This is a genomic window from Bradyrhizobium sp. 45, from assembly GCF_023073155.1.
Classification (GTDB): domain Bacteria; phylum Pseudomonadota; class Alphaproteobacteria; order Rhizobiales; family Xanthobacteraceae; genus Bradyrhizobium; species Bradyrhizobium canariense_D.
The window spans coordinates 1282112-1304949 of the sequence record NZ_JADPIX010000122.1; the positions used below are offsets into that span (position 1 = coordinate 1282112).

Annotated in this window: 13 protein-coding genes; 2 read left to right on the plus strand and 11 right to left on the minus strand. The window is 64.5% G+C overall.

From position 1 onward, the window contains the following. Genes treZ through IVB42_RS26610 form a run of 5 tightly spaced genes read right to left on the minus strand, consistent with a single transcriptional unit; the run spans position 1 to position 11216 of the window. On the minus strand, positions 1–1755 hold the full coding sequence (gene treZ / locus IVB42_RS26590) for a malto-oligosyltrehalose trehalohydrolase (protein WP_247295029.1): 1755 nt from the start codon (positions 1753–1755) through the stop codon (positions 1–3). Continuing rightward, positions 1752–3830, minus strand: a complete 2079-nt coding sequence (gene glgX / locus IVB42_RS26595) for a glycogen debranching protein GlgX (RefSeq protein WP_247397524.1) — start codon at positions 3828–3830, stop codon at positions 1752–1754. The genes treZ and glgX overlap by 4 nt, the downstream gene beginning before the upstream one ends. A gap of 3 nt (positions 3831–3833) precedes the next feature. After that, on the minus strand, positions 3834–5972 hold the full coding sequence (gene glgB, locus IVB42_RS26600; RefSeq protein ID WP_247471351.1) for a 1,4-alpha-glucan branching protein GlgB: 2139 nt from the start codon (positions 5970–5972) through the stop codon (positions 3834–3836). Next, complete coding sequence (gene treS, locus IVB42_RS26605; protein WP_085351909.1) at positions 5965–9258, minus strand: maltose alpha-D-glucosyltransferase; 3294 nt, start codon at positions 9256–9258, stop codon at positions 5965–5967. Before treS ends, glgB begins: the two co-directional genes overlap by 8 nt. Before the next feature lie 11 nt (positions 9259–9269). Next, positions 9270–11216, minus strand: a complete 1947-nt coding sequence (locus IVB42_RS26610) for a maltotransferase domain-containing protein (protein WP_247295027.1) — start codon at positions 11214–11216, stop codon at positions 9270–9272. Positions 11217–11420: 204 nt separating this feature from the next. On the opposite strand from IVB42_RS26610, the gene malQ reads away from it, so the two are divergent. After that, positions 11421–13382 (plus strand): 4-alpha-glucanotransferase, encoded by a 1962-nt coding sequence (malQ, locus tag IVB42_RS26615; RefSeq protein WP_204512130.1) that lies wholly within the window; start codon positions 11421–11423, stop codon positions 13380–13382. 42 nt (positions 13383–13424) lie between these two features. Beyond that, positions 13425–15227 (plus strand): glycoside hydrolase family 15 protein, encoded by a 1803-nt coding sequence (locus IVB42_RS26620; protein ID WP_247295025.1) that lies wholly within the window; start codon positions 13425–13427, stop codon positions 15225–15227. A 1-nt stretch (position 15228) separates the two neighbouring features. Here the strand turns inward: IVB42_RS26620 and IVB42_RS26625 are convergent, their stop codons facing one another. Genes IVB42_RS26625 through IVB42_RS26650 form a run of 6 tightly spaced genes read right to left on the minus strand, consistent with a single transcriptional unit; the run spans position 15229 to position 22740 of the window. Continuing rightward, positions 15229–16041, minus strand: coding sequence for an HAD family hydrolase (locus IVB42_RS26625; protein WP_085351905.1), 813 nt, complete (start codon positions 16039–16041; stop codon positions 15229–15231). Between the two features lie 34 nt (positions 16042–16075). Next, a complete protein-coding gene (locus tag IVB42_RS26630) occupies positions 16076–16606 on the minus strand; it encodes a gluconokinase (RefSeq protein WP_247471354.1) in 531 nt (176 codons plus the stop codon). Beyond that, positions 16593–17342 carry a 6-phosphogluconolactonase gene (pgl, locus tag IVB42_RS26635; RefSeq protein ID WP_247295023.1) on the minus strand — a complete coding sequence of 250 codons (750 nt, stop codon included), beginning with the start codon at positions 17340–17342 and terminating at the stop codon, positions 16593–16595. Before pgl ends, IVB42_RS26630 begins: the two co-directional genes overlap by 14 nt. After that, positions 17339–18850 (minus strand): glucose-6-phosphate dehydrogenase, encoded by a 1512-nt coding sequence (gene zwf / locus IVB42_RS26640; protein WP_018454061.1) that lies wholly within the window; start codon positions 18848–18850, stop codon positions 17339–17341. The genes pgl and zwf overlap by 4 nt, the downstream gene beginning before the upstream one ends. Before the next feature lie 28 nt (positions 18851–18878). Continuing rightward, positions 18879–19877, minus strand: coding sequence for a phosphogluconate dehydrogenase (NAD(+)-dependent, decarboxylating) (gene gnd / locus IVB42_RS26645; protein ID WP_247295021.1), 999 nt, complete (start codon positions 19875–19877; stop codon positions 18879–18881). Between the two features lie 13 nt (positions 19878–19890). Continuing rightward, complete coding sequence (locus IVB42_RS26650; protein ID WP_247394777.1) at positions 19891–22740, minus strand: bifunctional transaldolase/phosoglucose isomerase; 2850 nt, start codon at positions 22738–22740, stop codon at positions 19891–19893. Positions 22741–22838: the final 98 nt, after the last annotated feature.

A 22838-nucleotide genomic window follows, 5' to 3' on the forward strand; every position in this document is an offset into this window, starting at 1 on the left:
TCAACCTCCGAGGCGCCAGACCACCGACCAGGGCGCAAGCCGGTCGCCGGTTGCGCCGCCCCAGATCAGGGTCCCCACACCGCCGTCGGAACACGCGATGTCCTTGTCGGAGAGATTGGCCACGAGGCGCAACGTCGCGCCATCTCCCATGTGCCAATGTGCGGTGAGCAGGCCGCTATCGGCCACGGCGGCATCACCGAAGCGCGCACCTTTCAGTCGTGGCGCGATCTCCTTGTGGCGGAGTGCGAGCAGCTCCCGCACCAGCGCGAGACGCGCATCCTGCTCCGGCGTGTGGTCGGTCCAGTCGAGCACGGCCGATTGCAGTGTTGCCGGATCGAGCGGGTCGGGCACCTCGTCGCCGTACTTTTCATAGGCCCAGGCGTATTCCTGCCTGCGCCCCCTGCGGACGGCATCAGCCAGTCCGCCCTGGAAGTCGCAGAAGAACGGGAAGGGCGCGATGGAGCCCCACTCCTCGCCCTGGAACAGCATCGGCACCATCGGTGCGAGCAGGGTCACCGCGAGTGCGGCTTCGATCTGCTCGGGCGATGCCAGGCTTTCGAGCCGGTCGCCAAGCGGCCGGTTGCCGATCTGGTCGTGGTTCTGCAGGAAGTTGACGAAGGTTGCCGGCGGCAGCTCGCCGCTGTTCTCGCCCCGCGGCTTCTTGCCCCAGAATTCCGAGATCTCGCCCTGATAGACGAAGCCGGAGGCGAGCGCGCGTGCGAGATCGAGCCGCGGCGTTTGATAGTCCGCATAATAGCCGGCGAGTTCGCCCGTCAGCATCACGTGCCAGACGTGGTGGTAGTCGTCGTTCCACTGGCCGCGATATTTGCCGTTCGGAGGCTCCTGCGCCGCGTCGAGCAGGCTCGCGCGGTTGTCGCCGTTCTCCAGCACGAGATGGATATGGCGCTCCGTCGCCTTGGCAAGCTCGCCCGCGGCGACGCTAAGGTCTTGCAGCATCGATTGCTCGCCGGGGATCGCCATGATGTGATTGGCGGCATCGAGCCTCAGGCCGTCGAAGCGATAGTCGCTGAGCCACGACAGCGCGTTCTCGACGGCAAAAGCGCGAACCTGCGGCACGCGATAATCGATCGCACTGCCCCATGGCGTGTGCGCGTCGGTGAAGAAGGCCGGCGCGTAGCGGCCGAGGTAATTTCCCTCGGGGCCGAAATGATTGTAGACGACGTCGAGGAACACCATCAGCCCGCGCAGATGGGCTTCGTCGATCAGCGTCTTCAATTCATCGGGATGACCATAGGCGCTGTCGGGCGCGTACCACAGCACGCCATCATAACCCCAGCCGCGGCGACCGGCGAAGTCAGCCAGCGGCATCAGTTCGATCGCGGTGATGCCGGTCGCGACGAGATGATCGAGCTTGTCGATCATGGCACGATAGGTGCCTTCCGCAGTGAAGGTGCCGACATGCGTCTCGATCAGCACCGTCTCTTCCCACGGGCGGCCGCGCCAATCGGATGCGCGCCAGGCGAAGGCGTCATGATCGATCACCTCGCTCGGGCCGAACACGTCGTCGGGTTGGAATGCAGACGCCGGATCGGGCACGTCGATCTCGTCATCGATCCTGAATTTGTAGTTGCTGCCGACGGGCAGATTGGCAATCTCGGCGACATACCAGCCATCCTGCCGGCGCTGCATCGCGTGTCGTCTGTCGAGCAGGAGATCGACACGGCGCGCGGCAGGCGCCCACAGCCGGAACGATACGCCGTCCCTCGTCGGCCTCGCCCCGAAGGATGGCCTCATAGCGCCCCCGCGAAAGCGAGCACGGAGCGCGGCGGCGCCTTGCTGTCGCTCCCGGGCTGGAAGTCGATCGTATTCAGCTTGGCGTCGGTCGTGTTCAGGATCTGCTGCCAGCTCTTGTATTCAGTCATTTTTGGCAATTTGAATGCGATCTCTTCGGGGGCTGCGTTGAGTACGATAAAGATCGCGGCGCTGCCCGGTTCCATCGGCCCCATCACATAGGAGAGGAACCGCCCTTCCGGGAATTTCCAGTCGCTTTCCGTCATTTCGTCGCCGGCCGGCGTCAGCCACAGCGCGCCATAGGAGATGCCGTCCTTGGGGCGGCCGTCGAGCCAGCGATGGCTGCGAAGCTGCGAGAACCGGCGGCGGATATCGGCGAGTTCGGCGACAAAACCGACCATGTCGTCGCCGTCCTTGCCGAGATTGTCCCAGCCGACCCAGCCCACCTCGTTGTCCTGGCAATAGGCGTTGTTGTTGCCTGATTGCGAATTCCCGACCTCGTCGCCTGCGAGGATCAGCGGAATGCCCTGCGCCAGCATGAGGCAGGCCAGTACGTTCTTGCGAAGCTGCCGGCGCAAGCTGACGATTTGGGGATCGTCGGTCGGACCCTCGACACCGCAATTGTTGCTGTGGTTGTCGTTGGAGCCGTCGCGATTGTCCTCGCCATTGGCCTCGTTATGCTTCTCGTTGTAGCTGAAGAGATCGGCCAGGGTGAAGCCGTCATGCACGGTGATGTGGTTGATGCTGGCGCGCGGCCGCCGTCCGTCGTGGTTGAACAGGTCGGAGGACGCCGTCATGCGGCTGGAGATATCGCCGGTCAGGCTGCCTTCGCCGCTCCAGTAGCGGCGCATGGCGCTGCGGTAACGGTCGTTCCACTCCGACCATTGCGAGGGAAATGCGCCCACCTGATAGCCGCCAAGGCCGAGATCCCAGGGTTCGGCGACGAGCTTGACGCTCGCCAGCACCGGGTCCTGGCGGATCGCGGTCAGGAACGAGCTGCCTCGATCATAACCGTTCGGTCCGCGGGCCAGCGTGGTGGCGAGGTCGAAACGGAAGCCGTCGACGTGGCAGACCTCGACCCAGTAGCGCAGTGAATCCATCACCATCTGCAGCACGCGCGGGTGGGTGAGGTTCACCGACGAGCCGCAGCCGGTAAAATCGTCGTAGTAGCGCGGGTTTTCGCGGTTCAGCCAGTAATAGGAGGCGTTGTCGATGCCGCGATAGCACAGCGTCGGACCGAGATGATTGCCCTCGGCGGTGTGATTGTAGACGACGTCGAGCATCACCTCGATGCCGGCATCGTGCAGACGTGCGATCGTGGTGCGGAAGGAATCGAGAGCGTTGTCCTGGGCGTAGCGCTGCTCGGGCGCGAAGAAGGACAGGGTGTTATAGCCCCAGTAGTTGACGAGCTTCTTCTCCACCAAGATGCGGTCGTCGACGAAGCTGTGCACCGGCAGAAGCTCTACCGTGGTGACGCCGAGCTTCTTCAGGTGCTCGATCATCGCGGGCGAGGACAGGCCGCCATAGGTGCCGCGCAAATTCGGCGGCACGTCGTCGCGCTTCTGTGTCAGTCCCTTGACGTGGGCCTCGTAGATGATGGTATCTTCCCAGGGAATGTTGGGCCGGATCTCGCGGCGGCCCCAGTTGAAGGTCTCGTCGACGACGACGGCCTTCGGCATGCCGCGCGCGTTGTCGCGCCGGTCGAACGACAGGTCTTCGCGCGGGCTTCCGGTGCGATAGGCGAAATGCGCGTCACTCCAGACCAGCCGCCCGGAAAGCCGCTTGGCATAGGGGTCTAGCACGAGCTTGTTGGCATTGAAGCGGTGGCCGTGCTCCGGCTCGTAGGGGCCATGCACGCGGTAGCCGTAGAGCTGGCCGGGCGAGACGTCGTTGAGATAGCCGTGCCAGACATCCTCGGTGCGCTCCGGCAGCTCGACGCGCTCGAGTTCGCGGCGGCCCTGCATGTCGAACAGGCACAGCTCGACCTTCTGCGCGTTGGCGGAGAACAGCGCGAAATTGGTGCCGCGTCCGTCCCAGCTTGCGCCGAGGCGTGCGGGCGATCCAGCAGTCAGGCGCATCGTTCAGCTTTCCGGAACGAGGAAGATCGCGGCGAGCGGCGGAATGGTGAGGCGGAGCTCGCCATTGACGGCGTGGACTTCGCCGATGTTGCCGACATTGCTGCCGCCGTAATGAGCGGAGTCCGAGTTGAACACTTCCTTCCACTTGCCACCGAACGGCGCGCGAACGCGGTAATTGCGATAGACATTGGGTGAGAAGTTGACGATCACCATGCACCGGGCGTGCTCGTCAAATCCCTTGCGCAGCCAGGCGAACACGTTGCGGTTGGCGTCGTCGGTGATCAGCCATTCGAAGCCGGCCTGCTCGCAGTCCATCTGGTGCAGGGCGGGCACCGCGCGATAGAGCCGGTTGAGATCGCGGATCAACGCCTGGATGCCTGAATGGGGCTTGTACTCGAGCAAGTGCCAGTCGAGCGATTGGTCGTGATTCCATTCTCGGCTTTGCGCGATCTCGGCGCCCATGAACAGCAGCTTCTTGCCGGGATGGCCGAACATGAAGCTGTAATAGGCGCGCAAATTCGCGAAGCGCTGCCATTCGTCGCCGGGCATGCGCCCGAGGATAGAGCGCTTGCCGTGCACGACTTCGTCGTGCGACAGCGGCAGGACGAAGTTCTCCGAGAAGGCGTAGTGCAGGCCGAACAGGATGTCGCCGTGATGATGCTTGCGGTGGATCGGGTCCTTGCTGATGTAGTTCAGCGTGTCGTGCATCCAGCCCATATTCCACTTGTAGCCGAAGCCGAGCCCTCCGAATTCGACCGGGCGCGAGACCTGCGGCCAGGCGGTGGACTCTTCGGCGGCCGTGGTCGCCTGCGGGAAACGCGCGAACAGCTCGGTGTTGAAGCGGCGCAGGAACGCGATCGCCTCGATGTTCTCCCGGCCGCCATGCTGGTTCGGAATCCACGCGCCGGGCGGACGGCTGTAGTCGAGGTAGAGCATGGACGCGACGGCATCGACGCGCAGTCCGTCGATCGCGTAGCGCTCGAGCCAGAACAGCGCGTTCGAGACCAGGAAGTTCGTCACTTCGGTGCGGCCGTAATTGTAGATCAGCGTGCCCCAATCGAGATGCCGGCCCTGGAGCGGATTGGCGTGCTCGTACAGCGCTGTGCCGTCGAAGCTGCCGAGCCCGTGCGGATCGTCCGGGAAGTGGCCGGGCACCCAGTCGAGCAGCACGCCGATGCCCTCGCGGTGGCAGGCATCGACCAGCGCGGCAAAATCCTCCGGCGTGCCGAAGCGGCTGGTCGGCGCATACAGCCCCGTCGGCTGATAGCCCCACGAGCCGTCGAAAGGATGCTCGCTGACGGGGAGGAATTCGAGATGGGTGAAGCCCATGTCGCGGGCGTAGGCCGGCAGCTGCTCGGCCAGCTCGCGATAGGTCAGCCATTCATTGCCGTTCTTGCGCCGCCATGAGCCGAGATGGACCTCGTAGATCGACATCGGCGCGGACAACGCGTTGATGCCGTCGGGCGCCGGTCGCGGCCGGGGCAGATGTGCTTCGTCGAACACGATAGAAGCGGTCTTCGGGCGCACCTCGCTTGCAAAAGCCATCGGATCGGACTTCAGCGGAAGCAGATGGCCATGCGGTCCGATAATTTCGAACTTGTAGTGGTCGCCGGCCTTGGCGTGCGGGATGAACAATTCCCAATAACCCGCGCCGCGCACCCGCATCGGATGGCGCCGTCCGTCCCAAAAATTGAAATCGCCGACCACGGAGACGCGCCGGGCGTTGGGCGCCAGCACCACGAAGCCGATGCCATCGATGCCTTCGAGCCGCATCGGATGCGCGCCGAGCTTGTCGTAAAGGCGCTGGTGGGTGCCTTCGCCAAGCAGATAGAGGTCGAAATCGGTCAGGATCGGCGGAAAGCGATAGGTGTCCTCGAATTCGATGACGTTGTCGCCGAACTTCGCGCGGAGCTGGTAGTGCTTCGCGCCGTTCGGCAGAGCTCCGATGAACAGGCCGGCATCATGGACGCGATCGAGCTTCGCCACCTCGCCGTGCTCGCCCACCGCCTCGACGTTGGAAGCATCGGGAAGAAACGCGCGCACCACGCTCTTGTCGCCCTCGGGATGCAGCCCGAGATAGTGGAACGGATCGGAGTGGCGACCCTCGATGATCGCATAGGCCTCGGCAGGGAGTTTAGGCATGGGCTTCGCTCTCGATACTGGACAGAATGCGAAGCAGTCCGGACAGCGGCGCATGGAGCCCCTCAGGCCGGTGGGACAGCTCGTACTCTACTTCCTCGAACGCTTGATCAAGCAGGAAAAACCTTAACAGGCCAGCCGCAGATTGCGGATCTTCCGGCCACAGCCGCCGATCGGTCATGGCTTCGCGGTAGGCGGTGAGGAACGTCGCGGTGGTGCGCTCGCGCCATTCGTCGAGCGCTGCCGTGAGACGGCCCTGTTCGTCGGAGGCGCCCGTGAGCGCGCGGTGAAGCGCCGCGTTAACCGAAAGATCAATCGAGCGGATCAGGCCGGCAACGTCACGCGCCGCAGGCAGCTTGCGCCGCTTGTCGGCCAGCGGCAAACGCGGATCTCCGTCGAAGTCGATGATGAAGATATCGTCCTTCACAATCAGAGTTTGCCCGAGGCGGAAATCGCCATGATGACGGATGTTCAACCCGCCGAGCTCGGAAGGTAAGAGCGCGTTGAGCCGGCCGGACAGGGTCGCGCGCTCCGCGGCGAGCTGATTGATCAGCGGTCGGTCCACCTCCCGCAGGCGGTCGGTGCTGGCGGCCAGCCGCTCGAAAACCCGCTCGGCCCGTGTCTCGAGCTCGGATGACCAGCGCTTGACGTGTGCGGAGCCAATGGGCTCCGGCGCGAGATCTCCGGGCTTTGCAGCGGCCAGAGCCACATGCAGCTCGGCGAGCCGTCGGCCGATCTGCGTAATGAAGTGCAGATAGGGCGCTTGCTCCTGGGTCTCGCGGGGCATCTCGCCCGGTGGCAGCACCCGTTGCTCGTCGATATAGCGGTCGAGATAGCCCGCGGTGACGCCCCAGCCGTCGCCCTGGTTCTCGACATAGGCGTGCAGCACGCCGACTGCGCTGCGACGGTCGTCTTCGACCAGCTCGACGCTGCCGAGCAGTGCCGGCGTATTGGCAAAGCGGGCGATCTCGGTGAGGTAGGAGCCGATCTCGATCTCGGGATTGATGCCGGCTTCGAGCTGACGATAGATCTTGGCGACATACTGGTTGTCGACCAGCGCGGTGCTGTTCGACTGCTCGATCGTGCGGATGCGTTCGGGCTCCTTGATGGTGTACTCGGCAAACCGGCTGGTCGCCTTGAACTCCAGCCGCAGATTGTTTTCTTCCACCACCAGGTTCTGCGACAGATTGCGCAGGAACAGGCCGATGAAGATCTGCTCGGTTGCCACGTCCAGCAGCGTCCCTTCGCGGGCCCCCTGACGCACGGCGGCGAGCGCCCTGGGATTGAAGCGTTCGCGGTCGAAGCGCACCCATTCGATCTGCATCGGCAGCACGTAGCGCGTGGTGACGTCGCCCTGCGCCGCCTCGAAGAACGCGATCCAGGGCCTGTTGTCGCCGATGTCGCAGAACGGCACCGCCGAGGTCAGCGTCGGCTTGATGTGCTTGGGATTGTGCTCCGGATACCAGCGCGTGCGCGACAGGAATCCCGGCAGCACCTCGTGCTCGAACACGCCGCGCTCGCGCGCCAGCGACACCCAGGTCGAGTTCACCGGCACCACCAGCGTCTCGAATTCGGGCACTGCGCGCGGCGTCACCGGCTCGGACTTGTCGCGCTCGGTGAGCTGGAACCAGTAGAAGCCATAGGGCCCCAGCGTGACCATGTAGGGCAGTTCGCCGATCGCCGGAAAACGCGTGCGGCCGAGCATCTCCTGCGGGATGCGGTCCTTCCAGGGCGACAGATCGAGCTCGGTCGCCTGGGCCGCGCGCGACAGATTGGCGACGCAGAGGATCACCTCGTCGCGGTACTGCCGGACATAGGCCAGCACGGCGCGGTTGGCCGGGCGGATGAAGGTCATGGTGCCGCGGCCGAAGGCGAGCGTCGATTTGCGCACCGAGATCAGACGCTTGGTCGCGCTGAGCAGCGAGGACAGGCTGCGCGACTGCGCCTCCACGTTCACCGATTCATAGCCGTAGACCGGATCCATGATCAGCGGCGCGTAGAGGCGGGCCGGGTCGCAGCGCGAGAAGCCGCCGTTGCGGTCCGGGCTCCACTGCATCGGCGTGCGCACGCCGTTGCGGTCGCCGAGATAGATGTTGTCGCCCATCCCGATCTCGTCGCCGTAGTAGATGATCGGCGTGCCGGGGAAGGACAGCAGCAGCGAGTTCATCAGCTCGATCTTGCGCCGGTCGTTGTCCATCAGCGGCGCGAGGCGCCGGCGGATGCCGACATTGATGCGGGCGCGCGGATCGTTGGCGTAGGTGGTCCACAGATAGTCGCGCTCGACGTCGGTCACCATCTCCAGCGTCAGCTCGTCATGGTTGCGCAGGAACAGCGCCCATTGGCAGCTCGCCGGAATATCCGGCGTCTGGCGCAGGATGTCGGTGATCGGGAAACGGTCCTCCTGGGCGATCGCCATGTAGATGCGCGGCATCAGCGGGAAGTGGTAGGCCATGTGGCACTCGTCGCCGCGGCCGAAATATTCCTGCACGTCCTCCGGCCATTGATTGGCCTCGGCCAGCAGCAGCTTGCCCTTGGAGTAGGAATCCAGCTCGTGGCGGAGCCGCTTGATGATGGCATGCGTCTCGGGGAGGTTCTCGTTCGAGGTGCCTTCGCGCTCGCAGAGATAGGGAATGGCGTCCAGACGGAAGCCGTCGACGCCGGCATCCAGCCAGCGCTTCATCACCTGGATCAGCGCGCTGACGACGCGCGGATTGTCGAAATTGAGATCCGGCTGGTGCGAGAAGAAGCGGTGCCAGTAGAACGCGCCGGCCTCGTGATCCCAGGTCCAGTTCGACTTCTCCGTGTCGGTGAAGATGATACGGGTGCCCTGGTATTTCTGGTCGGTGTCGCTCCAGACATACCAGTTGCGGGCGCTCGAGCCTGCCGGGCTGCGGCGAGCACGCTTGAACCAATTGTGCTGGTCCGAGGTGTGGTTGACGACGAGCTCGGTGATGACGCGCAAGCCTCGCTTCTGGGCCTCCTGGATGAAGCGCTTGAAATCCTTCATCGTCCCGAAATCGGGATTGACCGAACCGTAGTCGGCGATGTCGTAGCCGTCGTCGCGGCCGGGCGAGGGATAGAACGGCAGCAGCCAGAGCGCGGTGACGCCGAGCTCCTGGAGATAGGGCAGCTTCTCGGTCAGCCCGGCGAAGTCGCCGATGCCGTCATTGTTGCTATCGGCAAACGCCTTGACGTGAAGCTGATAGATAATGGCGTCCTTGTACCAGAGCTCGTCCACGATCTCGGCAGCCTCGGCTTTCTTGGTGTCGACGGAAGACAATACGTTCATGGCGTGCGCCCTTACGCCAGGCAGCGGAACAGCAGCGCCGGATCGCGCTCGGGATCGATACGCAACCTGATCCCGCCCCATTCGATGCGGGCCTGTTCGCCGGTGAGGAGGTTTTCGAGTGCCGACACATGGTGTCGCTGCCCGCCGGCGTCAACCGTGACGTCGCCGAGCGGCAACCAGAATTCGCGCACGTGGCACGAGAGCGCAACCACGGCCACGACGATGTTGGCCGGGTCGGTCGCTTCCTTGACGAAGGCGATCGTCTCGCCGTCTTCGATGCCGAGGAAGCGCAGGTTCGCCGTCTGCTGAAGCGCAGCATTCTCGTTGCGGATGCGATTGATCTCCGTGATGTAGGCCTTGATGTGGCCGGGCTTGTTCCAGTCGCGCTGCTTGATCTGGTATTTCTCGGAGTTGAGATATTCCTCGCGGCCGGGGATCGCGTCGTGCTCCAGCAGCTCGAACCCGCTGTAGACGCCGTAATTGCCGGACAGCGTCGCCGCCAGCGCGACGCGCGATTTGAACGCCCATGTCTCGCCGCCCTGGAGATGATAGGGCAAAAGATCGGGCGTATTCACGAACAGGTTCGGCCGATAGAAGTCACGTTCGGGATAGCGCGTCAGCTCGCCGAGATATTGCTCCAGCTCCCACTTCGCCGTGCGCCAGGGGAAATAGCTGAACGATTGCGCAAAGCCGAGCTTGGCGAGGCCCTTCATCAGCTTCGGGCGCGCGAACGTCTTGGAAAACAGGATCACCTCGGGATGCCGGCGGCGGATGTCACGGATCAGCCACTCCCAGAAGGCGAGCGGCGCGGTGTCGTGATTGTCGATGGCGAAGATGGTGACGCCGTGGTCGATCCAGAACAGCATGGCGTCGCGAAACGCGTTCCACAGTCCAGCCCGGTCGACGGACGCGAAATCGGGGATGACGATATCGGAATAGGGCCCGTCAGCCGTCCGCACCGACCGATCCGGGCGCCATTTGAACCATTCCGGATGCTGCGTCAGCCACGGGTGGTCCGGCGAGCATTGCACGGCGAAGTCGAGCGCGAGTTCGAGGCCGTATTCCAGGCAGGTCGCGACCAGCGCGCGAAAATCCTCGATCGTGCCGAGTTCGGGGTGCAGCGCGTCGTGCCCGCCCTCGATGGCGCCGATCGCATAAGGCGAGCCGGGATCGCCGTCGCCCGCCACCGGCATGTTGTTGCGGCCCTTGCGCCGGGTGCGGCCAATGGGATGGATCGGCGTGAAGTACAGCACGTCAAAGCCCATCGCGGCGATGTCGGGCACGCGCGCGATGCAGTCGCGAAGCGTGCCATGCTGTCCTGGCACCACGCTCTGGCTGCGCGGCATCATCTGATACCAGGCGCCGAAGCGTGCCTTGTCGCGGTCGACGAACAGTGGGAATAGCGCCGAGCGCGTGAGATCAGGCCGCAACTGGCTCTCGGCCATGGCTGCGCCGAGCTCGGTTGCCAGCAGCGGGGCAACGTCGCCGGTCTGAAGATAGTCCTCGCATCGCCTGACGATGACGGCGGCGGCGTCCTGCTGCGCGCCATGCGCCTTGGTCAAAAGGCCGGCGCCCTCGATCGCATCGAGCGTGACGTCGGCACCGGAGCGCTGCTTGCGCGCGACCGCGTGCGACCAGGTGGCGAATTCGTCGGTCCAGGCTTCGATCGCATAGACATATTTGCCGGGCTCGACGGGTGTGAACGCGCCGGACCAGCGGTCATTGCCGTGAGGGATCATCGGCTCGCTCTGCCATTCGCGGTCCTGCTCCTGTCGCCAGATCAGCGCTGCGCCGATCACGGCGTCGCCGTCCCGGTAGATGTCGGCCCAGACCTCGACCGGTTCGCGCGCGATCCGCTTCACGGGGAAGCGCCCGCCGTCGATCAGGGGATAGACGTCCTCGATGAGGAAAGTGCTGCCGGCTGCGGCACTCTCGACAGTTTGAATTGTCTTGTTCACGGTGATGCCATTGACAAGAAAGCAGGAGCCCGTTTCCCTTGCCGGGAACCTACGCTTGATACCACTATAGAAAGCCGCTTGTGTGTCATTGGTTCCCTGGGGAACGGCAGGCGCGGCTCGCGAGTTAACCCTGACTAACTTCTTCCGCGACCTCGTTAAAATCGATGCCCCCGGCCACAAAATGGCCTGCAAGCTGCGTGCCGAATGGATCTTTTAGCTCAAGCCCGGATCAAGGGCGTTCAATCCGAATTCGTCGATGCCCTCGGAAAGCTGCGGGTCACCGATCCCGTGGCCCTCAAATCCATCCTCGACGCCTTGCCGGAAAAGCGGGTTTACCGCTTCGTCAGCGGGCCTGTGGTGGTACGCGCCTTGGGCCATCCGCGCACCGAATTGGTGACGATCGGTGCGCCGCCGCTCAAATGGAAGATGACCGGCAACGGCAATTTGATCGCGCAAGGTGAGACGCGCGAGCCCGTGATTGCCTGGCCGGCCGGCCTGCCGCTCGGCTATCACCGGCTGACGCTGACGGATGCCGGAGGCGTGACGGAAGAGGTGCCGATGATCGTGGCGCCGGAGCGGGCCTTCGGCGGCGATTTCGACCGGGGCTGGCTGCTTGCCGTGCAGCTCTACAGCGTCCGCTCGGACCGCAATTGGGGCATCGGCGATTTCACCGACCTCGCCGGTCTGGTCCGGCTCGCGAAGCAGTTGGGCGCCGACGGCGTCGGGCTCAATCCCCTGCATGTGTTGTTCGATGACCATCCGGCCGATTGCAGCCCCTATTCGCCGAACAGCCGGCTGTTTCTCAATCCGCTCTATATCGACGTCGAGGCGATCCCGGAATTTTCCCCCGACCTCGTCCCCGATGCGGCCGCGACCGCCGCGCGGCTCCGCGACGGTGATCGTGTGCCCTATCCGGACATGGCGGCCTTGAAATGGTTGGCCTTGCGTGCCGCCTTCGACAGCTTCGTGAAAACCGCGAGCGGCGTCCGCCGCAACCAGTTCGACGCCTTCCGGGCGGCTCGCGCGCCGCTGTTGTCCCGTTTTGCCTGCTTCGAGGTGCTACGCCATCGCTTTGCGGCGCCGTGGTGGGAATGGCCGCAGGAATGGCAACAGCCGGATGAGACGAAATGCGCCGAGCTGCGCAACGGCCCGGACAAGCACGAGGTCGAGTTCGTCGAATTCGTGCAATGGACCGCCGATAGCCAGTTGCATGCGGCCAAGGAGCTGGCCGGCCAGCTCGGCATGCGGGTCGGGCTCTATCTTGACGTTGCCGTCGGCGTGCAGTCGAACGGCTTCGATGCTTGGAACGAACAGGGGGCGATCTCCCGTCATCTCGCCGTCGGCGCGCCGCCGGACGTGCTCAATACCATTGGCCAGGATTGGGGCTTGGCCGGCTTCAATGCCGGCGGCCTGGAGGCGCAATCCTTCGTGCCATTCGCCGATATGCTCGCGGCTTCGATGCGCCATTCCGGAGCCATCCGTCTCGATCACGTGCTCGGCTTGAAGCGGCTTTATCTGGTGCCGCGCGGCTTCAAGCCCGACAACGGCGCCTATGTGCAGATGCCGTTCGAGGCGCTGCTGGCGACCGTGGCGCGGGAGAGCGCGGCCCATAAGTGCATTGTGATCGGCGAGGACCTCGGCACGGTGCCGGAAGGTTTTCGCGAGACCATGCAGGATTTCGGCATCTGGTCCTACCTCGTCATGATGTTCGAGCGCGACGATGCCGGTCACTTCCGGCCCGTCGATCACTACCGGCCCAACGCGCTGGTGACGTTGAACACGCATGATCTGTCGACCTATGCCGGCTGGCGCTCTTTCAGCGATCTCAGGATGAAGCGCTCGCTCGGGCTCGATCCGGGCGAGAACGATCAGGCCCGCTGGGATGCGCTCGGCCTGCTCGACGAGATCCTGCGTGCCAACGGCATCCGTGCCAATGATGTCTATTCGGTGCTCGCCTTCCTGTCGCGCACGCCGTCGCGGCTGCTTGCGGTGTCGCTGGAGGATCTGCTCGGCGTGATCGACCAGCCCAACATTCCCGGTACGATTGACGAGCATCCGAACTGGCGCCAGCGCCTGCCTGTGACGCTCGACAAGATCGTTTCGAAGGTCGATGTCGCAGCCTTGAAGGCCGCGACACGGGAACGCTCGTTACCCGGCGGGCGTTGATCGCCGGGGTCTCCGGACGTCGTTTTCGAGGCTCGCACGACATTGTCTCAGAGGATTGAAGATTATGCGCTGATCGGCGACTGCGAGACCGCGGCGCTGGTCGGCCGCAACGGCTCGATCGACTGGCTGTGCTGGCCGGCCTTCGATTCCGACGCCTGTTTTGCAGCGCTCCTCGGCACGCACAAGAACGGCCGCTGGCTGATCGCGCCGGACGAGGGCGTCACCGCCACGTCGCGCCGCTATCTCGGCGACACCCTCGTCCTCGAAACGCGCTTTGAGACTGACGGCGGCACCGTTGCGCTGATCGACTTCATGCCGCCGCGCGGCAAGGCCTCCGACATCGTGCGGCTGGTCCGCGGTGTCAGCGGCACGGTGAAGATGCGGATGGAACTCGTCATCCGCTTCGGCTTCGGCGTCGACATCCCTTGGGTGCGGCGGATCGATCATTCCCTGCTGGCGGTCGCCGGGCAGGACATGACTGTGCTGCGGACACCGGCCAAGACCCGAGGCGAGGATCTGACCACGGTTTCCGATTTCGAGGTGAAGGCCGGCGAGACCGTGCCGTTCGTGCTGACCTACGGCCCCTCGCATCTCGAGCCGCCCGCGCCAATCGATCCGGAGGTCGCACTCAAGGAGACCGAGAAATTCTGGCAGGACTGGTGCAGCCACTGCAATCGCGATGGCGACTATCGCGACCTGATCGTGCGCTCGCTGATCACACTCAAGGCGCTGACCTTCGCTCCGACCGGCGGCATCGTCGCGGCGCCGACCACCTCGTTGCCGGAGAAGCTCGGCGGCGCCAGGAATTGGGACTACCGCTTCTGCTGGCTGCGCGATGCCACCTTCACGCTGCTGGCGCTGATGAACTCGGGTTACACCGAGGAAGCCTCGGCCTGGCACAATTGGCTGTTGCGTGCGGCGGCAGGCTCACCGGCGAACATGCAGATCATGTACGGCATCTGGGGCCAGCGGCGGCTGCTGGAATGGGAGGCCGGTTGGCTCGATGGCTACGAGGGCGCACAGCCGGTGCGCGTCGGCAATGCCGCGCATGCGCAGCTCCAGCTCGACGTCTACGGCGAACTGATCGACGCCTTCCACCAATCGCGGATGGCCAAGCTCAAGCTCGACGACGAGAGCTGGGCGCTGGAATGCGCCGTGCTCAAGCATCTCGCCGAAGTCTGGGACCAGCCCGATCACGGCATCTGGGAGCGGCGCGGACAGCCGAAGCACTATGTCTTCTCCAAGGTGATGACCTGGGTCGCCTTCGACCGCGGCATCAAGAGCGCCGAGACCTTCGGCTTCAAGGCGCCGCTGCTGCACTGGCGCACCTTGCGCGACGCCATTCATCGCGACGTCTGCAACCGGGGCTTCGACGCGGAGGAGAATGCCTTCGTGGAGTCCTACGGCTCGAAGCTGCTCGATGCCAGCGTGCTGCTGCTGCCGTCCGTTGGCTTCCTGGAAGCGTCGGATCCGCGCATTCGCGGCACCATCGCGGCGATGGAAAAGCACATGATGCCTGACGGCTTTGTGCTGCGGCACGATCCGCGCGAAGTGTCCGAGGAGAAGCAGCCGATCGAGGGCGCCTTCCTCGCCTGCAGCCTGTGGCTGGCCGATGCCCATGTACTGGCGGGCGATCTCGACAAGGCGCAAGCCTTGTTCGATCGCGTGGTCGGTGTCGCGAATGATGTGGGACTGCTGGCCGAGGAATATGATTCAGGCGCCAGGCGTCAGACCGGCAATTTCCCGCAGGCGCTGACTCATATCGCGCTGGTCAACACCGCGCATAACCTGTCGGCCGCAAGGCAGGGCAGCAAGAAGCCTGCAATGCAGCGGTCGAAGCAGTGACCTAGGCGACCTCGTTCCGCTTCAAAATCATCTCCATCGCTTCCGCAAAACCGTCGTGCTCGTTGGTCGCGGTGACGTGGGTGGCCTGGTCCTTGACGTTGTCGGCCGCATTGCCCATTGCGATCGAAACGCCGCTGACGCGAAACATCGCGAGGTCGTTCTGCATGTCGCCGATGGTGGCGACCGCGTCCGTTGAAATGCCGAGGCGCTTGGCCATGGCTTGCACGAATGTGCCCTTGTCGAAGCCGGGCGGGGTGATGTCGAGGTAATAGGTCTGCGAGCGCACCGCCATCGCCTCGCTGCCGAGCGCCTTCTGCATCGCCTTCTCGCAAGCTTCGAGGCCGGCTGCATCGGCGCTGGCCCCGACGATCTTGCAGGCGCTCGCGAGATACGGCGAGAAATCCGTCACGATGGTCGGGTCGGAGCGGATGGTGTGCTGCTCATGTGCCACGTATTGGCCATCAGGCTTGTCGATCAGCCATTTGTCGGTGGTGAACAGCCAGATGTCGGCGCCGAAGTCCCGCAGAATTTGCAAGCTTCGCTCGGCCGCCGCGGCGGGGATGAGATGCTGTTCGACCGGATTCATCTCGGGGTCGACGATCGAGGAGCCGTTGAACGGGCCGACCGGCAGCCAGAGCGCCAGCGGTTCGATCAGGAAACGCATGCCGATCGCGGGGCGGCTCGACGTAATCGTGAAGCCGATGCCGGCCTGGTGCAGACGCTGAACCGCGGACCTCGCGCGGTCGGTCAGCGTCTTGTCCTTGGTCAGCAGCGTACCGTCGACGTCGGAGACGACGAGCGAGATTTTTGTCATGACGGTCCCTTGGGTGTTTCTTGGGTGTTTGGCCTCAGCGTTTCGCGCCGCCCAGTTTCAACTGCCGCACCGCGCCGTCTACGATCGCTTCCACGGATTCGTCGATCGAGACTGTGATCACGTGCTCGCCAGCCTCCGGCGGCTCCAGCGTGTTGAACTGGCTCGTCAGCAGGCTGGGCGGCATGAAGTGCCCCTTACGTTGCGCCAGGCGTGCGGCGATCAGCTCCTTCGTGCCCCTCAGGAAGATGAAGCGGACGTCGTCGCGTCCGCGCAGGAGCACGTCCCGATAAGTATGCTTCAGCGCCGAGCAGGCGATGATGACGTGCTCGCCCTTGTCACAGACCCTCGCGATCTCGTCGGCAATGGCGTTGAGCCAGGGCCAGCGGTCCTCGTCGGTGAGGGGATGGCCGGCCCGCATCTTCTCGACATTGCTGGCGGGATGAAAGCTGTCGCCGTCCTCGAAACGCCAGCCGAGGCGCTCGCCGAGCGCTTTTGCAACCGTGCTCTTGCCCGAGCCCGACACGCCCATCACGATCAATGCACAAGGTGCTTCAACGCCGGCCACGAATTCCCTCCGGAAGCGCGGCCCGGTCGACCAGCCAGACGGTCTCGCCATTCGAGCGCGCGCGTACAGCCGGCAGAGTCTCGCCATTGAGCAGGCGCGTCAAGATCGGCTGCTTGTCGTGCCCCGCTATCTCGAACAGCATTTCGCGGCAGGACGCCAGTGCGGGCAGGGTGAGCGAGACCCGCGGCACGAAGGGGGCAACATTGGCCTTGGGGACGCCGACCACCCAGCGTCCCGTCTCCTCGATCGCGGGGTAGCCCGGGAAGAGCGAAGCCGTGTGGCCGTCCGGCCCCGCGCCCATCAAGACCATGTCGAACAGCGGCCGTGCCGGATCCAGGCTTTCCGCGCCGTAGAAAGACTGCAGCTCGCGCGCATAGGCCTCGGCGCTCTGATCAGGGTCGTCAGCCGTCGTCGGGATCGGGTGAACATGGCCGGAGGGCGCGTTGCGATCGAGAAAGGTCGCGCGCGCGACCGCCATGTTGTTGAGGGGATCGCTTTCGGGCACGAAGCGCTCGTCACCGATGAACCAGTGCACGCGCTCCCACGGGATTTTTTCGCGCCAGGCCTCGCTGCCCAGCAGCTGGTAGAGCCTCTTCGGGCTGGAGCCGCCGGTCAGGCAGATCGCAATGCGCCCGGGATTGGCCGCGATTTGCGCCATCACCCGTTCGGCCGCGCCTCGCGCGAGAGCCTCGGCGTCGGCCTCGACGATCAGCTTCGGCTGTCTCGCCGCCGTCACGAAAACTTACGCCAGCTTCGGCCGTCGCGGCGGAGCAATTCATCGGCGCAGGCGGGGCCGTCGCTGCCGGCTTGATAGGTTTCGATGCCGTTGCTGCCCGCGTTCTTCCAGGCGTCAAGGAACGGCTGCACCGCCTCCCATCCGGCTTCGATGCCGTCGGCGCGCTGGAACAGGATGTTGTCGCCGATCATGCAGTCGTAGATCAGCGTCTCGTAGCCGGTCGAGGGATCGGCCCGGAAATAGTCGCCATAGCGGAACTTCATCTCGACGCCGTCGATGGTGACGCTCGGCCCCGGGATCTTGGCGTTGAACTGGAGCTCGATGGTCTCGGTGGGTGCGATGCCGATCGTGAGGAAGTTTTGGGAGAGGCGATCGACAGCGGTGCCTGAGAACATCGACAACGGTGCCTGCTTGAACTTGATCGCCACCTCGGTGCGCTTGTGGCCGAGCGCCTTGCCGGTCCGCAAATAGAACGGCACGCCGGCCCAGCGCCAATTGTCGATCATCAGCTTCAGCGCGACATAGGTCTCGGTAGTGCTGCCGGGTTTGACATCCTCGGTCTTGCGATAGTCCGGGATCTCATCGTCGCCGATGCGCCCTGCGAGATATTGGGCGCGCACCGAGCTCTTCAGCGCTTCCTCTTCGCTCGGGCGCTGAATCGAGGTCAGAATCTCGGCCTTCTCTGAGCGCACCGAATGGGCGTCGAAACGCGCCGGCGGCTCCATCGCGACTAGCGACATCAGCTGGAACAGGTGGTTCGGCACCATGTCGCGCAGCGCGCCGGTGGCATCGTAGAAGCCGCCGCGATGGCCGACGCCGAGCTTTTCCTCCACCGTGATCTGGATGTGGTCGATATGGTTGCGATTCCAGATCGGCTCGAACATGCCGTTGGCAAAGCGCAGCACCAGGATGTTCTGCACCGTCTCCTTGCCGAGATAGTGATCGATCCGGTAGATCTGGTGCTCGTCCATGATCTTCAGCAGCTCGCCATTCAGCGCGCGCGCCGAGGCGAGGTCGGTGCCGAACGGCTTTTCGATCACCAGGCGCCGCCACGCCCCGTTCTCCTTCATCATGCCGGTGCGGCCGAGCTCGCGCGCGGTCGGCGCGAACGCAGCCGGCGGGGTCGCGAGGTAGAACAGCCGGTTGCCGCCGGTATCCTGCGCGCATTCCAGGGAATCCAGATGCTCGCGCAGGCGATCAAAGGATGGCGGATCCTTTGCGTCGGCTTCGACGAAGGTCACGCATTCCAGCAGCTTCTTGGCAATGTCGTCGTCCACCGGCCGGGTCGCGAACTGGCGCAAGCCCTTCAATAGGCTGTCGCGCAGCTCGTTGTCCGACTGGCCCCGGCGGGCGACGCCGACCACGCAGAACTTTTCGGGTAACAGATGCTCGGCCGCCAGATTGTAGAGCGATGGCATCACCAGCCGATGGGTGAGGTCGCCGGTGACACCAAAGATGACGAAGGCGCAATTTTCCGGCTTGCGCTTGGCTTGCGGGTCTTTTGTCACGAACTATTGGCCTTCGTTCTGCTAATTGCTATTTCGGCTTCGAAGCAGTCGGCTGCTTCGGCTCCTTGTGGCCGCCAAAACCGGCTCGCATCGCTGAGAGAATTTTCTCGGCGAAAGTGTGTTCCTTGCGGGAACGGAAACGTGCGAACAGCGCCGCGGTCAGGACTTCGGCCGGCACGGCCTCGTCGATCGCCGCGTTCACGGTCCAGCGTCCTTCGCCGGAATCCTCCACGAAACCCGAATACTCCGCCAGTGCAGGGCTATCCGCGAGCGCGGTCGAGGTAAGGTCGAGCAGCCAGGACGGGATCACGCTGCCACGCCGCCACACCTCGGCGATATCGGCGAGATCGAAATCGTAACGATGATCCGCCGGCAAGGCCTCGATGTTGGCGTTCTTGAGGATGTCAAAACCTTCGGCGTAGGCCTGCATCAGGCCGTATTCGATACCGTTGTGGATCATCTTGACGAAATGACCGGCGCCGACGGGGCCGGCATGGATGTAGCCCTGCTCGATGCGGGGATCGCGCCCCTCACGTCCCTCCGTGCGCGGAATGTCGCCGGCGCCGGGCGCGAGCGCGGCGAAGATCGGATCGAGCCGATCGACCACCTGTTTCTCGCCGCCGATCATCATGCAATAGCCGCGGTCGAGGCCCCAGACGCCGCCGGAGGTGCCGACGTCGACATAGTGGATGCCGCGCTCCTTCAGCGCCTTGCCGCGGCGGACGTCGTCCTGCCAGAACGTGTTGCCGCCGTCGATGATGACGTCGCCGTCCTGCATCGCAGCCGCGATCGTGTCGATCGTGGTCTCGGTGATGTGGCCGGCCGGCAGCATCACCCAAGCCGTGCGCGGCCGCTCCAGTTTCGCAATGAACTCTTCGAGCGTCGCCGAGCCTGTCGCGCCGTCTGCGGCAAGGCCCGCGACGGCCTTGGCGTCCTTGTCATAGACCACGGTCGAATGTCCCTGGCGCATCAGGCGGCGAACGATATTGCCGCCCATCCGGCCGAGGCCGATCATGCCGAGTTGCATTTGAGGAATTCCCTTAGTTCAGTGCGTCGTTAAGCGCCGCATTGAGCGTCGCGAGACCCTTCTTGAGCCCGCCCTTCAAGTGGACCCGCAGCGCGCGCCGGCCGCGCTCGGTAAGCACGTCGAAGTCGCCGCGTGCCTGCGCGGCCTTGATCACGCCGAAGCTGGCCTTCTGGCCCGGCACCGGCAGGTCCCTGGCATCGTCGGCGGTGATCTGGAGGAACACACCGGTGTCGGGGCCGCCCTTGTAGGCCTGTCCTGTCGAGTGCAGGAAGCGGGGGCCGAACTCGGCGCAGGTCGCAACGTGTCGTTTCTCGCGCACCTCGAGCCGCATGGTCTGGAGCGCGTCGATCGTCGCCTTGTCGCGCGCGATGTAGCCGAGCAGGGCGACATAATCGCCATGGTTGGAGCGCGACAGATGCGCCTTCAGCCACGAGGTGAGGTCGCCGTTGGCGCCGGCGGCGCGCAGGGCTGCGGCATTGGTCTCGTCGGTGTAGAGATCGGCCTCGGTGGTGCTGACCACCGGCTGCTCGGCCGGCAGCGCGCCGGTCTTTTCGAACGAGGCGGTGAGCTCTCGGGTCTTGATCTTGGCCGCTTCCACGTCCGGCTGGTCGAACGGGTTGATGCCGAGGATGCTGCCCGCGACCGCCGTTGCCATCTCGAAGCGGAAAAACTCCTGGCCGAGATGGTCGATCGACTTCATCACGATGCGCACGACGGGATGGCCGGCCGCTTCGATCGCAGCAAGCTGCGAGTCATGGGCGGCGTCCGCTTCGCCCTCGATACGGATGTCGATGAAGAGCCGGTCATTGCCGTAGACCGCCGGCTCGCCCAGCGGCTCGCCGTCGATCGGGATCAGGCCCTTGCCGTCCTTGCCGGTCGATTCCGCGATGAGCTGCTCGGCCCAGGCGCCGAAATCGGCAATCTTCTTCGACGACAGGATCGTCACCTTGTCGCGGCCTTCGAGCGCTGCATGGCCCATGGCAAGGCCGAGCTGCACGCCGGGGTTCTCGGCCGGCGGCACGTCCGGTCCGCAGGAGCGGGCCATCGCAAGCGCGTGCTTGATGAAGGTCTTGATATCGACGCCCGCGGTTGCCGCCGGCACCAGGCCGAACGGCGAGAGCACCGAGTAGCGTCCGCCGATGGAGGGCTCGCCGTGGAAGATGCGCGCATAGCTTAGCGTCTTCGCCGCCGTCTCCAGCGACGATCCGGGATCAGTGACCGCAATGAAGCGACGGCCGGTCTTGACCTTCGGTCCGACCGCCTGCGCGACGCGCTCGTGGAAATAATCCTTCATCGCATTCGGTTCGGTGGTGCCGCCGGACTTGCTGGAGACGATGAACACGGTGTTGGCGATGTCGATCCTGGCCTCCATTGCCCGCACCTGCGCCGGATCGGTGGAATCCAGCACGTGCAGCTTCGGGAACCCGGGCTTCTTGCCGAAGGTCTCGGCCAGCACCTCCGGCCCGAGGCTTGACCCGCCCATGCCGAGCACGACGGCGTCGGAGAATTTCTGGCCTTTCACGCGGCTGGCATAATCCTCATAATCGGCGACGTCGGCCTTGGCGGCGCTGTCGAGCCAGCCGAGCCATTTGTCCTCGTCGGTGCCGGTCCAGACCGATTTGTCCCGTTGCCACAGCCTGCGGATCTTTGCCGACGCGCGCCATTCCTCGGTGCTCTTGGCTACGGCCTTGCCGAGGCCGTCGCCGAGCGAGAGCAGCTGGCGGTCGATCGCAGGCCCGAGCACGGTGGCGCGCTTGTGGGCGACAGCGCCATAGAGCTTGTCGGCGGCGTCGGCGAACTGCTTGACGCCGTCCTTGACGAGTTCCTCGGTGATAGCATCGAGCGAGACGCCGGAGCGCTCCAGTTCTTCCAGCACGCGCCTGGCGTCGTCGACATTCTCTTCCAGGCTGTCCCGCGGCGTGCCGTGGTCGCGGAACGCATCCAGTGTCGCCGGCGGCACGGTGTTGATGGTGTCGGGACCGATCAATTCCTCGACATAGAGGACGTCGCTGTAGTCCTTGTTCTTGGTGCCGGTCGAGGCCCACAGCATGCGCTGCGGCTTGGCGCCCTTGGCCGCGAGCTTGTCCCAGCGCGGACCTGAGAACAGGCGCTTGTAATCCTGGTAGGCGACCTTCGCATTGGCGATCGCGACCTTGCCCTTCAGCGCGGCGAGCCGTTCCTTCTCACTCGGGTCGTTGGCGCGGGCGATCTTCTCGTCGAGCTGTTTGTCGACCACCGAGTCGATACGGCTGACGAAAAAGCTCGCCACGCTCGCCACGTGCAAGGGGTCGCCGCCGCCTGCGACGTATTTCTCCAGGCCGGCGATATAGGCCTCGGCAACCTGCAGATAGACGTCCCTGGAGAACAGCAGCGTGATGTTGATGCTGATGCCGTCGCCGATCAGGGTCTCGATCGCCGGCAGGCCCTCCGGCGTCGCCGGCACCTTCACCATCAGGTTCTTGCGGTTGACGTCCTTCCAGAGCCGCCGCGCCTCGGTGACCGTGCCGGCGGTGTCCATCGCCAGATAGGGCGAGACTTCCAGGCTGACATAGCCGTCGCCGCCCTTGAGGCGGTCATAGACCGGACGCAGCACGTCGGCGGCGTTCTGGATGTCCTCGACCGCGACGGCCTCGAACAGGTCGGCGACCGACTGATCGCCGCGCTTCAACGCCTTGCCGATCGGCGCGTCGTACTCGTCCGAGCTGCCAATCGCTTTCTCGAAGATCGAGGGGTTGGAGGTGACGCCCTTGACGCCGTCGGTATCGATCAGCCGCTTCAGGTCGCCCTTGGCGATGAAGCCGCGGGCCAGGAAGTCCAGCCAGACGGCTTGTCCGTGCTTTTCCAGTTCTTTGACGGGATTCATGATGCTAATTTATCTCCAAGCCTGCGGGCGAGGGGTTTCCGCGCCGGTCCTGACGCGCTATCCTCTAGCTTACATGCTTCCTTGAGGGAACCAATCAA

Bases quoted from the DNA above. Each gene is read 5' to 3' on its own strand.
- treS (WP_085351909.1), bottom strand. From the start codon at position 9,258: ATGAACGTATTGTCTTCCGTCGACACCAAGAAAGCCGAGGCTGCCGAG.
- IVB42_RS26650 (WP_247394777.1), bottom strand. From the start codon at position 22,740: ATGAATCCCGTCAAAGAACTGGAAAAGCACGGACAAGCCGTCTGGCTG.
- gnd (WP_247295021.1), bottom strand. From the start codon at position 19,877: ATGCAACTCGGCATGATCGGCCTCGGCCGGATGGGCGGCAATATCGTT.
- glgB (WP_247471351.1), bottom strand. From the start codon at position 5,972: ATGCCTAAACTCCCTGCCGAGGCCTATGCGATCATCGAGGGTCGCCAC.
- glgX (WP_247397524.1), bottom strand. From the start codon at position 3,830: ATGCGCCTGACTGCTGGATCGCCCGCACGCCTCGGCGCAAGCTGGGAC.
- IVB42_RS26625 (WP_085351905.1), bottom strand. From the start codon at position 16,041: ATGACAAAAATCTCGCTCGTCGTCTCCGACGTCGACGGTACGCTGCTG.
- treZ (WP_247295029.1), bottom strand. From the start codon at position 1,755: ATGAGGCCATCCTTCGGGGCGAGGCCGACGAGGGACGGCGTATCGTTC.
- malQ (WP_204512130.1), top strand. From the start codon at position 11,421: ATGGATCTTTTAGCTCAAGCCCGGATCAAGGGCGTTCAATCCGAATTC.